This window comes from Arthrobacter sp. LAR12-1-1.1, from assembly GCF_040676555.1.
Classification (GTDB): Bacteria; Actinomycetota; Actinomycetes; order Actinomycetales; family Micrococcaceae; genus Arthrobacter.
In genome coordinates, this window is the sequence record NZ_JBEGIG010000001.1 from 205619 (window position 1) to 218706 (window position 13088).

Here is a 13088-nt window from a genome sequence, read left to right on the forward strand (position 1 = left end):
GCTCCCGTGGAGGCTTCTGCAGCAGTCTTAAGATTCCCTGGCCAGGCAACTCAAGCCGGACCGGCCCAACTCCGATACCCCGGCAAGCTTCACTTCCGCGCCGCCGCCTCCCTCGTCGACGGCATGCTTCGCTGTTCGCTGTTCGCTGTTGACTATTGACGAGCGGCGATGCCGTCGATGTCGATCAGGAGATGCGAGGGACCGCGGAGGAACGGGCTCGGCCGGTATGGGGGAGGATAGGAGACCAGCCGCGGGTTCTCGAGCCGGGTGGCGAAAGCGGTGAGGGCGATCTGGGCTTCGAGCCGGGCCAGGGGTGCGCCGAAGCAGAGGTGGATGCCGCCGCCGAAGCCGAGGTGTTGGTTGTTGCGCCGGTCCGGGATGAAGAGGTCGGGGTCGGTGACATGGGCGGGGTCACGGTTCCCTGAGGCCAGGACCAATGTGAGGCTGGCGCCGGCGGGGATGGTGGTGCCGGCGATGTCGATGTCGTCAAGGGCTGTGCGGAAGGGGACGAAATGGACGGGCGGCTCGTAGCGGAGCAATTCCTCGACCATCGGGATGGCAAGGTCAGGATCGTTGCGTAGCCGTTGGAGTTCGGCCGGGTGGCGGAGCAACGTCAGTGTGCCGTTGGCGATGAGGTTCACGGTGGTTTCATGTCCGGCGATGAGCAGAAGAAGCCCGGTGCTCACCAGTTGTTCGTCCGGCATGCGGCCTTCCGGGCCGTCATCGGCGGCCATCGCCGAGAGCAGGTCCGGGCCCGGTGTCCGCCGGTGGGCTTCGACCAGTTCCTCCATGAATGCGCGCAGTTCTTTGCCAGCCTCGGCCCTCTTTTCTTGCTGTGTTTCGGGATCGAGTCCGGGATCCGTGGATTGCAGGGCTACGTCCACCCAGACCCGGAAGCGCTGTTCGTCGCCCGGTGGCACCCCAAGCAATTCGCAGATCACCGTGACGGGCAGCGGATACGCCAGATCATCGACGACGTCGATCCGGGAGTGGGCCGTCATGTTGTCGACCAAGGCGGTGACAATTTCCGCCATCCTCGCCTCCATCCCGGCGACCCTGCCCGGCGTCGTAGGCGGTCCGAAGTGGCGCATGGTGATCCGTCGAAACTTGTCGTGATCAGGAGGATCCATGCTGAGGAAAGTCGGAGACATGCCCGGACCTTCCCCGTCGTCCCCGGCAGTGGCGCCCGCAGCAGCGGCAGCCGGGTTGCGGTTGATGTCGGAACTGACCCTCGGGTCGTGCAGCAGGGCGGCGATCTCCGCGTAGGTGCTTACGAGGTAGCTTCCGTCCGGAAGCCGCGTCACGGGGGTCCTGCGGAGCTCGTCGTAAAACGGGTAGGGGTTAGCCCGGTTGGAGAAGTCGAGGATTCGCTCCCAGATGCTGGCCTGGGTCATGGTGAAGGCTCCTTCGATCGGGGGGCGGTGCCTGTGGGTCTCCGTGAAGGCGTTTCACCGGCCGCGGTGTTGGTCAGTCTGGCGCGGCGTTCATTGGGATCGTGGCCGGTCACAACGACCGTCGCGTCCTGGGTGGGGCTGACCGCGGGCTTGAACCCGGCCGGCAAGGGCCGGGCTTGGTCTGACTCATCGATGTGGTGGAACGCCGGCGGGAAGGGTGCGGCCTGCTCGATCAGCGGCTCGTAGAAGTCGAGCCACTTGTTCTGGTTGAAGGCGACCGCCGCCACGATGCGGCCCTTGTAGCCATAGACGGCCAGGAATCGCCGCGTGTCCACCGATCCTTGGACGATGGCTACCTCATCGGCGACCGAGGGTACCCCGACGCTCTTTATTTCGGTGCCGAACTGGACTGACCAGAATTTCGGCACCTCCAAGTGGGGCCACCGTTCGGTCTCGCCGCTGACCATGTTGTGTGCCGCGACCTCGGCCTGGGAGATGGCGTTCCCCCAGTGCTCGACGGCAAGGTATTGATAGCCGTACATCGGCTGCGGGGCGCGCGCTATGTCGCCGGCGACAAACACGTCATCGGTGACCAACCCGTTTGCGTCGAACGCTCGGCAGCCGGCGTCGCAGGCGACGCCCCATACGCCGCACGCCAGGCCGGAATCTGCGAGCCATTCGACATTGCGGACGGAGCCCAGCGCGGCGACCGCCACATCCACCTCAAGCGTTGTGCCGTCGGACAGAATGGCCCGGCGCAGCTGTCCGCTGGCATCACCCTCAAGGGCCAGGACGCGGACGCCGCACCGCAGGTCCACGCCATTCTCGAGCTGCAGTTCCCCGGCGACTGCGCCGATCACCGCGCCAAGGGCAGCGACGAGCGGAGCCGGGCCAGCTTCTGCCACCGTGACCGTCAGGCCGAGTTCCCGGCACACGGACGCGACCTCGCAACCGATGAACCCGGCGCCGATGACCAGCACCCGACGCGGACGCCCCGCGAGGTGCTGTCGCAGGGTTGCGGCGTCCTCCCGGGTGCGCAATGTCATCACTCCTGCGAGGGCCGCCTCGACAGGGTTAGGCCATGGGCGTGCCCGCAGGCCGGTGGCGATCAACAGCTTGTCGAATCCGATTCGATCGCCGTCGGCAAGGTGGAGCTGCTTCGCAGCCAGATCCAGCCCGGTCGCCGCCATGCCCAGCCGCCAAGTGGCGCGGATGTCCCGGCGGCGTGGCAGGGAAGTGTCTTCCAAGGGTGCCGACCCGGCCAAGACCTGTTTGGACAGCGGGGGCCGGTCGTAGGGCTCGTGCGGCTCTTCGCCGACCAGAGTCAGCGATCCGGTGAACCCTTCCTCGCGCAACCGCTCCGCCGCGCGCAGCCCCGCCATCGATGCCCCCACGATGACGATCCGTCCAGTCCTCTTAAAAGTTCTCCCGCTGTCTTCGACCGGAGTAGCCGTCGCCGGTCGTGGGGCCGGGTGCAGCGACGTGTCCTGCCCGTCCGGCTGTTCAAGCCGGATGGCCTGAACCGGACACGCAGCGGCGGCCCGCCGAAGCCTCGTGAGATGCGCCCCGTCAGGGTGCGGGTTGTAGGTCAGTGCCTCGTCCCCCTGAATCGTGAAGACGTCCGGGGCGAGGAAGGCGCACTGGGCGTAGCCCTGGCATTTAGTGAGATCGACGAGGATCCTCATGCCGCACTTCTCCCTTTTAGCGCGCTTGCGTCGGCCGTCCGCCAACCAGTCGGCGCCTCTTCCGATCCAACCGGGCGGCCCCGGGCCTGTCAAAACTTCCGCTCCCCAAAGCTGGGCAGCGGAACGGAGCCTGCACTCGATTCGATTTCAAGAGTGTAGGCCCCGTGGGCACGCGGCGGAAGAGGCCTGCGACCGGACAGGGCGGGGCAGGGTCTGCGGCTGAATCCGGTCGCGAACGTTCCGACGTCAAGGCGATCGTTGACCAGTCGGCAGATCGTCAGGTGCCCGGGCAGCCCGGTTTCGCGCTCAAGGTAGCGGGGCGACTATTCCTGCGCCGTGATTCTGGACTCGTTGGCTGCTGACGAGGAATAGCCGGCGCTGCAGAGGTCTTGTCTAGATTGGGGCGTCGATGAACGGCTGCCTCGTGAAAGGACCTCCTTGCCCACTCCCTTTATCCCGTTCACCATGCGCGCTACCGTCCGCGAAGACCACAGGCGTTCCTTCCGCACGGATATAGAACGTCTTACAGGCGGCCACCGCGGGTGGGCGCCGCTGGACGTCGTCAAGTCCACCGACACCCAGGCGGTGCTGTGCGGAGCGATCGCGCAAAGCGTGCACACCGCCACCGACGCGAGCCTTGCCCGCTACCTCCAGGACCGCTTTGTCGCCGATAACGACATCTATCTGGATCTCACTGTCAGCATCGGGCGCTAACAGACGCCCAGGCAAGCCCCGGACCATGCTGGTCCGGGCTTTTCCATGCGACCAGCGGCCGCCCTTTATCGGTCGATCAACCGGCCAGGGACTATATCTTCTGGTCGAGGACGTCGATGGATTTCATCAGAAGGCCCGAGCCGCGGGCGGAACCTCCGTGATCGAGCCCGAAGACACGCAACCGGGCACGTGGCCGTGCGCGGCACACGGGGGGAGCGATGGCGATACGCTGGCACTGCGGCGACTGCGGCCGCGGCACGGGCAACACCGCCTTGGTGCGCGAGTCCGCATATCGATCGCTCTCCCACATCTGCAGGGTCGCATCTGGGGCGGGTCGGGCCAGCGAGTCGCCGGGCTGCAGGACGCGGCATGTCGGTCCCGCGACCCGGGAATAGGGGAGCCGTGGTGTGCGTTAAAGTCTGGTCAGAGAAGAACACCCGAAAAGAGAAGACTCAAGTGGCAACCGATTACGACGAAGTCCGGTCCGACGTCAAGGAATCACAGGACCGGTCCCTGGAGGCGTTGCAGTCCGCTAACGCACCGGATGCCCGCAGCGTCGTCCGTGAGCTGGACGAGTCCGACGCGCTGGATGAGGCCATGACCCCTGGCGGGGAGTTTGTCGCCGAGGAACTGACCGTTCAGGTCATTCCCCAGGCCGAGGACGAGTTCACCTGCTACTCCTGTTTCCTGGTCCGGCACCGGTCCCAGCTGGCGCGCGAAAAAGACGGCCACTCGTACTGCCTCGAGTGCGAAAGCTAGGACGCCCTCGCTCCAGATGACGGGACGCAACAGCGGCCTCAACAGCGTGACTTGATCCGCCCTACCGCAGTATTCGAAACGGAGAAGAGCGGAGCAGCAAGCGTGCGCGGAACGCGGCTGTCATTGCTGACTGGTTGGAACCAATGCGCCAAAAGCGTTGGCCGCATGAGGTTGGCGGTCATGAATATATTGATTAGGGACAGCGAAGTCACGGGGGTGACAGGATGGGCATGCCAGGGCTTTGTCATTTTCAGCAGACCATTGCACTGGTTGATTCAAAGCCTGCGGCACAGCTGACTTTAGGACGAGCCCCATAAGCTGGTCCGCAGGCATAATCCACGACAGAACGCTTTCTTCCAACGCCGGGGAGCTCAGCATGGACACCGAATTCGCTGATGTCATAGATCATGACGTCACCACCATCACCTGCGTATGCGGCAATACCGTCAGCAACGAGGGATTGATTCAGGCCAACTCACAAGGCATCCCCGTTCACATCGGCGGAAACGCGCCAGCGCCCGCAGGACTGGCTACGTGGCCTGACGACGAGGATCTCTACACCCTGTGTCCCTCATGCGGCCGCGTTTACCATGACGTGGTCATCGAAGAGACAGGGACCGCGCCCGTTGCTTTCCGAGTCGATATCACTGCTGGACCGATTGCAGAGGCGATCCGTGTCCACTGGGACCTCAACACGTAGTCCTGTGACCCTGTCCCACGTATGCCGGGGACCGGTGCGGGGGAACCCCCTCCACAGGGGAAGTTTGTGTACCTTGACGGCCGGCCTCGAGCTTGGCATCGTGGAAGTCGGATCGGGGAGGCGAGCACCATGCAAGAGAAGAGTTGGTCGGTGAACATCGTTATCGACGAACATGAAAACCAAACGCGGGCCACGGCACGATTGAGGGCCGAGAACCGGGCCGAACTGGAAGGTGTCGGGTTGGCCAGGCTGAATCCGATAGACTCCGATGTCCCGGAGATCGGGGACGAGTTGGCGACCGCACGCGCCCTGGCCGACTTGGCGCATCAGCTGATCGAAGTCACCGCGGCCGATATCGAGAAAATTACCAAAGAACCTCCGCATCTCCGCGCTTAGCCCTGCTTTGCTGAGCGCTGGTCCTGCTGGCCAGCTGGAATCCCCGTGATGAACTCGGCGACGCACCCGGCGATCCTGCTGACGACTGGGACATCGACCCCGCGATCGTGAACCGGCGCGGCGGCACAATCGCGTCGGCCTCGTTGGCGGTTCTCTCCTGTCAGGATCCCGGGCGAGTGGAGGTGGCCAAGCGACATTGCTGACGGCGTCGCCCGTATCCTTGATAGATGAGTGACATCGCGCATTCAACCGCCACATTTGATGGCCGCTTCGCCCGGGAGTTCAAGGAGATGGCCATTCCTTGGCGCGCGGAGGAAGCTCCCGACCCGCACCTTCTGGTGCTCAACGAGCGCCTCGCCACCGAGCTAGGTCTCGATCCGGCTTTTCTCCGGAGCCCTGAGGGTCTGCTTCTGCTGATCGGCAACGCCATCCCTGCGGAGGCCCGCCCGGTGGCGCAGGCCTACGCCGGCCACCAGTTTGGCTGGTACGCACCCCGTCTGGGCGACGGGCGCGCACTCCTGCTCGGCGAAATCGGCCACGCGGACGGGCAGCTCCGCGACATCCACCTCAAGGGATCAGGGCGCACGCCGTTTGCGCGAAACGGCGACGGCCAGGCAGTGGTCGGCCCTATGCTGCGCGAATATATCGTGAGTGAGTCGATGCACGCGCTGAATATCCCCACCACACGATCCCTCGCCGTCGTCGCGACGGGGCGTCCGGTGCAGCGCGAGACGCTCCTGCCAGGCGCCGTTCTTACCCGGGTTGCCAGCAGCCACCTGCGCGTGGGCAGCTTCCAGTACGCCCGGTCCACGGGCGACATCGGCCTTCTTCGCCGCCTCGCGGAATACGCAATTTCCCGTCACCACCGGGCCGCCGCGGAGGCCGAGAACCGTTATCTCGCACTATTCCAGGCGGTCATATCAGCCCAGGCTTCACTGGTGGCCCGGTGGATGCTCGTAGGGTTCGTTCACGGGGTCATGAATACCGACAACATGACGATTTCGGGTGAAACCCTCGACTACGGGCCGTGTGCCTTCATGGAAGGCTTTGACCCTGCCGCCGTCTACAGTTCGATCGACGAGACCGGACGCTACGCCTACCGCAATCAGCCGGTGGTGGCGGAGTGGAACCTTGCCCGGCTCGCGGAGTCCCTCCTGCCTCTGCTTCACGATGACCAGGAGCAGGCGGTGGACCTCGCGGTGGAAGCGCTCAGTGAGTTCCGCCTGCAGTACAGTGCGGCCTGGTCGGCAGGCATGAAGGCCAAGCTTGGGTTCCGTGAAGGGCCCGACGACGAAGTGACGTCGCCTCTTGTGGACGAACTTGTGGCCCTGATTCAGGAGTCACGGGCGGACTACACATCGTTCTTCCGGCACCTCGGCAAAGCCGCCCGCGGCCAGGCTGAACCTGCGCGGGGCCAGGTTCTGGACCCGGCAGGGTTCGATGCCTGGGTAAGGCGCTGGCGCGCCTTGGCGCCAGATGCTGACGCCATGGACGGAGTCAACCCCGTCTACATCCCGCGGAACCATCTGGTGGAGGAAGCCCTGACCGCCGCTACCGGCGGGAACACGGGTCCGCTGGAACGGTTGATGGACGCGGTAGCCTTACCCTTCGACGAGCGGCCCGGTCTCGAGCATTACGCCGCTGCCGCCCCGGAAAGCTTTGGCCCTTACCGGACCTTCTGCGGAACCTGAATGCTGAGGCAGGCAAATTACTCCAGTCCTCCCTTCCGGCAGACCCCATGGATGACCAGAGCTCAGGAGGCCCTGTGGCCCTACTCCAAGGGGACGCCAATAAATAGCATGGCGTCATGGAACAGCTGCAGGACACGGGTGCTGAAGAACCGCCGTTGTCTGCCACCACCGTTTTCGCCAGTCTCGCGGAGTTGAGGGACGCCCCTGGCTATAGCCCGGCAGCAATAGCCGAACGGCTAGTAAACTCGCTGGGCATGGATGCTGCGGCACCCCTGCTGGGCGTCGATGTGGAACTTCTGGATCGCTGGACATCGGGCCAGGATGCGCCGAATGCGGTTGGCCGGCTCCAGCTTGCGGACCTGGACGCCCTCATAGGGCACCTCCACTGTGCTTTCACGCCGGCCCAGGCCATGCTCTGGATGTGCAGCCCCAACGTGCAGCTTGGCTCCAGACCAATCGATGTTTACCGCACGCAGGGATCGGCGCCGGTGATCGGCGCCATCCGGGCCCATGTGCAGGAGGCCTTCGGCTGATCCGCTCACCAGATGGCGGGTGGGTACCCGGCCGGATCGTGGCTCGCTAGGCTTTGTCCATGGACGGGAGCGAGACATGACCCAACGGACCTACCCGCAGGGCGTTCCGTGTTGGATCGACACCGGGCAGCCTGACGTCGAGGCGGCCGCCGTGTTCTACGCCGGAATTTTTGGCTGGACGTTCGAGGACGCCATGCCGGCGGGAGCGCCGGGCCGTTACTTGATAGCAAAGCTCGACGGCCAGGACGTCGCTGGGGTGGCCAGCACTCAAGGTGCCGCGGCGTGGAGTACCTACGTATCCGTCGAGGACGCGGATGTCGCAGTGCAGCGACTGGTCGCTGCCGGCGCTGCGGTGCGAACGGCGCCTGCTGATGCGGGAGAGGGCGGCCGCAGTGCGGCGCTGACCGATCCGGAGGGCGCCGAGTTCCGCATCTGGCAGGCCAGGCGACGCTTCGGGGCACAAGTGGTCAATCAGCCAGGGGCCTGGAATTTCAGCGATCTCCACACGCCAACCCCCGGCGCGGCCATAAAGTTTTACGAGGACGCGTTCGGCTGGCAGGTCGACGACCTCGGCTTTGCGATGATGATCCGCAGGCCCGGTTATGGTGATCACCTTGAGGCGACAGTCGATCCGGGCATCAGGGCCAGACAGTCAGGGCTGGCCGCCCCGCCTGGCTTCGAGGATGCGATCGCCTGGATCGCGACCACCGCGCCCGCGGAACCGTCGCGCTGGCACGTCTCCTTCACCGTTGCCGACCGGGACCAGACGGTGGTTGATGCGGAGCGACTCGGCGCCCAAGTCCTTAGCCAAAACGACACCGAGTGGACGCGCACGGCACTGATCCGGGACCCCCAGGGAGCGGAGTTTACCGCCAGCCAGTTCACGCCCCCGTCGGGATGAGCGATCCTTGACGGCCGGCCGACTACTTCACGTCGTGGAGTGCTCCCGCACGCGCGCGAGCCATTCGACCACTAGGGCCTGCGTGAGGGCGGGCTGCTCGTGGAACAGAGCGTGGCCGGCGCGATCGAGTACAGCAAAGGTGGCGCGGGGGTAGTGCTCGGTCAGCTCCCACGGACCCGTGTGCCCGGCAGTTGCATCCTGTCGCCCTGCAAGTATTAAGACAGGATGAGGATAAGTAGTCGCCGCGTCCGGGCGATCCTGTAGCTCCCAGTTCGAAAAGATTCGCATCAGGCCCGATTCGTCAACGAGTGACGCTGCGGGAGCCACTAACTCCTGGAACCGGCTCAGCGTTTCAGACGTCTGCACCACGAAGTAGTTACGGTAAGAGGCCTCGAGCTCCGGGCCCAGTTCGCCGGTCGGGTCGGCCGCCGAAACAAGAACCTCGTGCTCAGGCACGTTGCCCGTATGCGCGCCCACCGGGCAGATTAACGCCAGTCCCACAACCTGCTCGGGTCGCCGATCGGCAATCGCACGGGCTAAGTACCCACCGTACGACTGGCCCATCACAAGCAACGGTTCATCACCAATGGTGCTATCGATCAGGCCGAGCAGAATGTCCAGGACGTCATCGTTGCTCGTGATCGTCTCGGGCGCCGGCGTTCGGCCCATCCCCGGCAGGTCCGGATACAGCCGCCGAAAGCCGGGAACGTTGCAGAATATCGGTTCAAGAGCGCCGGCGATCTCGCGATGATCCACCCCCGCGCCGTGCAGGGCGAGAACCGGCGTGCCCCTGCCGTACTCGGCATAATGCACAGGCACTCCGCCGACCGTAGCTTCCATCCAGATAGTGTAGATCGCGCCGGCCCGCTAACCAGAGGGGTTCGAGAAAATGGCGGGTACCGATACAGAAGCGTCGGCGTCGAATGCCCAGGGACTGGCTACCCGCGCGTCGAATTTTTGCATGTTCGGGCCTTGCCCGGCTGACGGTCCTAGTTGTACTGCGAGGTCCGGCGGCACTTCGTTCACCATGAACTTCACGAACTCCGGCACCGCCGTGTGGGACACCGGTTCCAGCCATGCCAGTGACACGGTGACCGGTGGCGCGTCGACAAGCGGCCGGTACACCACCCCAGGGTGCTGGTAGGTTTCCGCAGTCGAGATGCCGCTGATGCCAATGCCACGGCCGGAGGAAATCGCGAGCAGCCAGTCGTCAGTATTGTCCGTGGCCACCGTGTGCTTCGGACGTAGCCCCACCGGCCACAGGTCCAGCCTTGTGAGCCCGGTGAGCGTATTGACGACCACAACCTCGTGGGACAGGTCAGCCAGGCGCACCTCGTCGCGGCCGGCCAGTTCGTGGTCGGCAGGCAGGACAGCGAAGCGGGGCTCCTCGGCCAGTTCGCATTGCCGCATGCCGGCCGGGCCCCCGGCCACGGGTGTATCCCCCCGTATCAGGGCGACGTCGGCACGCCCGGAGGCCAGACCGCCGAACCGGTCATCCACGCGGTGCAATTCCACCGGCGTTCCAGGGTGCAGTTCGCGCCAGCGGCGCAGCAGGGGTCCAGTCCGGCGGCCGAGCGCGGACCACGGATACCCCAGCAGCATCGGCCGGACAGGTGTCCCTGCGGGGTCCAGTGCCGCGTCGAGGGCGGCGATCGCGGCGGCGGCGCGCGGACGCAGGGCCTCGCCGGCAGGGGTGATGGCAACGTGTTGGGTCGAGCGGTCAAACAGAGTGGCGCCAAGGTGTGCTTCCAGTTGCCGCAGCGTCCGGGACAGCGCTGGCTGGCTGACCCGCAACACGGCCGCAGCGGAACTGAATCCGCCCTCTTCGGCGATTGCCAGGAATGCCCTCAAATGCCGCGCCTCAACGCTCATGCGTCTAGGTTATAACAGCAACTCAAATGGCATTTCCCGCCGCGTGCTGACTTTCCTAACGTTGGAACTATGCAAATGACGACTTCCCGGGCCTTGCCCGGCACGCCGGCCCCCGGTTACGTCCCGGCGACCGTGCTGGTGATGGCCGCGGTGCTATGCCAGCAGCTCGGTGCAGCGGTGGCTGTGCTCGTCTTTCCCGCAGCCGGGCCGTTAGGCATCGTGACGCTGCGCCTGGCGTTCTCGGCCATCATCCTTCTTGCTGTTGCCCGGCCTAGGCTGCACGGGCACAGTGGAAGGGCCTGGCGGGCTGCAATCGGGCTCGGAGTGACCATGGCAGCGATGAACTCACTGTTCTACGAAGCCATCGCACGGCTGCCCCTGGGCACGGCAGTCACCATCGAAGTGCTGGGCCCGCTGGTCCTATCCGTCGTGGCCAGCCGACGCGCCAAATCCATGCTGTGGGCGGCGCTGGCCTTCATCGGGGTCGCCCTGCTGGGACAGGAAGGGCTGGCCGATCTCGACGTTGCCGGTGTCTGCTTCGCCCTCGGTGCGGCGGCGTGCTGGGCCTTATTCATCCTGTGCAACGCCAGAACCGGAGCAACGTTCCCACGGCTCGGCGGCCTGGCCCTCGGAATGGCCGTCGGGGCGATCGTCTCGCTGCCTGGCGCGATGCTAACGGCGGGGACTGCCCTGTTGGAGCCGGCGATCCTTGGCCTTGGCCTCGGCGTCGCGCTGCTCTCGACGGCTGTCCCATACTCCTTCGAGCTCATGGCCCTGCGCCGAATCCCGGCCGCCACGTTCTCGGTGCTGACCTGCACGGCACCGGCCGTGGCGGCACTGGCAGGCTTTGTGGTTCTCGGGCAGCAGTTCGGATATATCGACGTCATAGCGGTTGCCCTTGTAGTGGCTGCCAGCATAGGCGCCGTCCGGTCAGCAGGGCCGATCAAAGCTCCTAGGCCCGCCGAGACATGTTCACCGCAGCAGCATTCCGGCAAGGCGCCGGTTCGAAGGGACCGCGCGGACCAGAGAAAGGCCACACGGAAGTATCCCTAGACGGCGTCGGGCCGCTGGTCTCCCTTGTGGCTGCGCAGATTCTCCTGCACCTTACCAAACAAGTCCTTGATGGTCGACTCCGTATTGGTGAGCATGTCCGGCTGGACGTAGACCTGTTGGGCGGGAGGCAGACTGAAGTGGGAAGGCAGGCCACCCGTGCCGTCCACTCCTGCAAGCGCGATGGTCACGCCGCCCTCCTTGCGCGCAATGGCGCCGATCCGGCCGAAGACCACGGTGAATTCGTCCGGCTGGAAGCTCACGGTCAGTCCGATATGTGTCCGGTTAAGGTCGCTTGCTGCGACGGCCTTCTCGTTACCGGTGCCCGCATAGCTCATGTCCATCTCCTGCGACAGTTGGTGGCGTTGTACGCGAGCAGTCTACGTCTGTGTCCGGAAGCCGGGTAGGGACCCGCCGGCTGCCCGATGCCGGGCGGGGACCGTTCCTGGTGGAGAATGCGTTCATGACCAATGACGATCTTCGGCCCGTCTACTTCCTTTCGGACAGTACCGGCATCACCGCGGAAACGCTCGGCAACACCTTGTTGACGCAGTTCCCCGCTAATAACTTTGACCGCATTACGGTCCCCTTCATCACGACGGTCGAACAGGCCAAGACCGTGGTAGGTACCATCGACACGCTGGCCGCAACCGGCCCGCGGCCGATCGTCTTTTCCACGGCTGTCAGCAGCGACATCCGCCATGTCCTGGCGACGTGCCAGGGGATTATCGTGGATCTCATCGGGACCCATGTCGGACAGCTGGAGCAGGCCCTCGGCTCACTGGCCAGCGGGGAACCCGGCAGGGCCCACGGCCTCGGCAATGCCGAGCGGTATCAATCCCGGATGGCCGCCGTCGAGTACGCCATGGAGCACGACGACGGCCAGAGCCTGCGCGCGCTTGAAAAGGCCCAAGTCATCCTGGTGGCACCCTCCCGCTGCGGCAAAACACCCACCACCATGTACCTGGCGCTGCAACACGGAATCTTCGCCGCGAACTTCCCGCTCGTGGACGAGGACTTTGAGCGGGAGGGGCTCCCCAAGCCGCTGAGGCCTTTCGTTGAGAAATGTTTCGGTCTCTCCTCCAACCCCCTGCGCCTGAGCCAAATCCGCACCGAACGGCGCCGCGGCTCACCCTACGCGTCGCTGCGGCAGTGCGGCTTTGAGCTTCGCAGCGCCGAGCAGCTGTACGTCTCCCATAGGATTCCGTACCTGAATTCAGCCACGGTGTCCGTGGAGGAAATGGCCGCGACCATCTTGCAGCGGATGAATCTCAAGCATTAGGGAAAAGTTTCACAAACCCAGTGTGGCGCACGTCATATGGAAAGAGCGCTGGATACCTGTCAGTGTGGACAGGACTTGCGCCCAGCAACCGGCCATCGCCGCGAGCGGGGC

Annotated in this window: 14 protein-coding genes; 9 read left to right on the plus strand and 5 right to left on the minus strand. The window is 65.0% G+C overall.

All coding sequences use genetic code 11. The features are described from left to right. Positions 1–152 precede the first annotated feature (152 nt). A complete protein-coding gene (locus tag MRBLAR12_RS00970) occupies positions 153–1394 on the minus strand; it encodes a cytochrome P450 (protein WP_364742759.1) in 1242 nt (413 codons plus the stop codon). Next, complete coding sequence (locus tag MRBLAR12_RS00975; protein WP_229993064.1) at positions 1391–3079, minus strand: FAD-dependent oxidoreductase; 1689 nt, start codon at positions 3077–3079, stop codon at positions 1391–1393. The genes MRBLAR12_RS00970 and MRBLAR12_RS00975 overlap by 4 nt, the downstream gene beginning before the upstream one ends. A 438-nt stretch (positions 3080–3517) precedes the next feature. Here MRBLAR12_RS00975 and MRBLAR12_RS00980 point away from each other — a divergent pair, with 438 nt between their 5' ends. The 7 genes from MRBLAR12_RS00980 to MRBLAR12_RS01010 all read left to right on the plus strand — a co-directional run bounded on the left by MRBLAR12_RS00980 (position 3518) and on the right by MRBLAR12_RS01010 (position 8773). Then, entirely contained in the window at positions 3518–3793 is a 276-nt protein-coding gene (locus MRBLAR12_RS00980) for a hypothetical protein (RefSeq protein WP_229993063.1), read from the plus strand. Positions 3794–4249: 456 nt separating this feature from the next. Then, positions 4250–4552, plus strand: a complete 303-nt coding sequence (locus MRBLAR12_RS00985) for a DUF4193 domain-containing protein (protein ID WP_229993062.1) — start codon at positions 4250–4252, stop codon at positions 4550–4552. A 376-nt stretch (positions 4553–4928) separates the two neighbouring features. Beyond that, positions 4929–5252, plus strand: coding sequence for a hypothetical protein (locus MRBLAR12_RS00990; protein ID WP_229993061.1), 324 nt, complete (start codon positions 4929–4931; stop codon positions 5250–5252). 150 nt (positions 5253–5402) lie between these two features. Continuing rightward, a complete protein-coding gene (locus MRBLAR12_RS00995) occupies positions 5403–5648 on the plus strand; it encodes a DUF1876 domain-containing protein (protein ID WP_229993060.1) in 246 nt (81 codons plus the stop codon). Positions 5649–5875: 227 nt separating this feature from the next. Beyond that, positions 5876–7339 carry a protein adenylyltransferase SelO gene (locus MRBLAR12_RS01000; protein WP_229993059.1) on the plus strand — a complete coding sequence of 488 codons (1464 nt, stop codon included), beginning with the start codon at positions 5876–5878 and terminating at the stop codon, positions 7337–7339. 116 nt (positions 7340–7455) lie between these two features. After that, positions 7456–7872, plus strand: a complete 417-nt coding sequence (locus tag MRBLAR12_RS01005) for a hypothetical protein (RefSeq protein WP_229993058.1) — start codon at positions 7456–7458, stop codon at positions 7870–7872. 76 nt (positions 7873–7948) lie between these two features. Continuing rightward, positions 7949–8773, plus strand: coding sequence for a VOC family protein (locus MRBLAR12_RS01010; protein WP_229993057.1), 825 nt, complete (start codon positions 7949–7951; stop codon positions 8771–8773). Between the two features lie 27 nt (positions 8774–8800). Here the strand turns inward: MRBLAR12_RS01010 and MRBLAR12_RS01015 are convergent, their stop codons facing one another. Further along, positions 8801–9613 carry an alpha/beta fold hydrolase gene (locus tag MRBLAR12_RS01015; RefSeq protein WP_364742767.1) on the minus strand — a complete coding sequence of 271 codons (813 nt, stop codon included), beginning with the start codon at positions 9611–9613 and terminating at the stop codon, positions 8801–8803. 27 nt (positions 9614–9640) lie between these two features. Further along, on the minus strand, positions 9641–10645 hold the full coding sequence (locus MRBLAR12_RS01020) for a LysR family transcriptional regulator (RefSeq protein WP_364742770.1): 1005 nt from the start codon (positions 10643–10645) through the stop codon (positions 9641–9643). Positions 10646–10714: 69 nt separating this feature from the next. Here MRBLAR12_RS01020 and MRBLAR12_RS01025 point away from each other — a divergent pair, with 69 nt between their 5' ends. Then, positions 10715–11698, plus strand: coding sequence for an EamA family transporter (locus MRBLAR12_RS01025; protein WP_364742773.1), 984 nt, complete (start codon positions 10715–10717; stop codon positions 11696–11698). Here MRBLAR12_RS01025 and MRBLAR12_RS01030 read toward each other — a convergent pair. Further along, a complete protein-coding gene (locus MRBLAR12_RS01030) occupies positions 11695–12033 on the minus strand; it encodes a hypothetical protein (RefSeq protein ID WP_229993054.1) in 339 nt (112 codons plus the stop codon). The genes MRBLAR12_RS01025 and MRBLAR12_RS01030 overlap by 4 nt on opposite strands. Positions 12034–12158: 125 nt before the next feature. On the opposite strand from MRBLAR12_RS01030, the gene MRBLAR12_RS01035 reads away from it, so the two are divergent. Beyond that, on the plus strand, positions 12159–12977 hold the full coding sequence (locus tag MRBLAR12_RS01035) for a pyruvate, water dikinase regulatory protein (protein WP_229993053.1): 819 nt from the start codon (positions 12159–12161) through the stop codon (positions 12975–12977). The last annotated feature ends 111 nt before the right edge of the window (positions 12978–13088 follow it).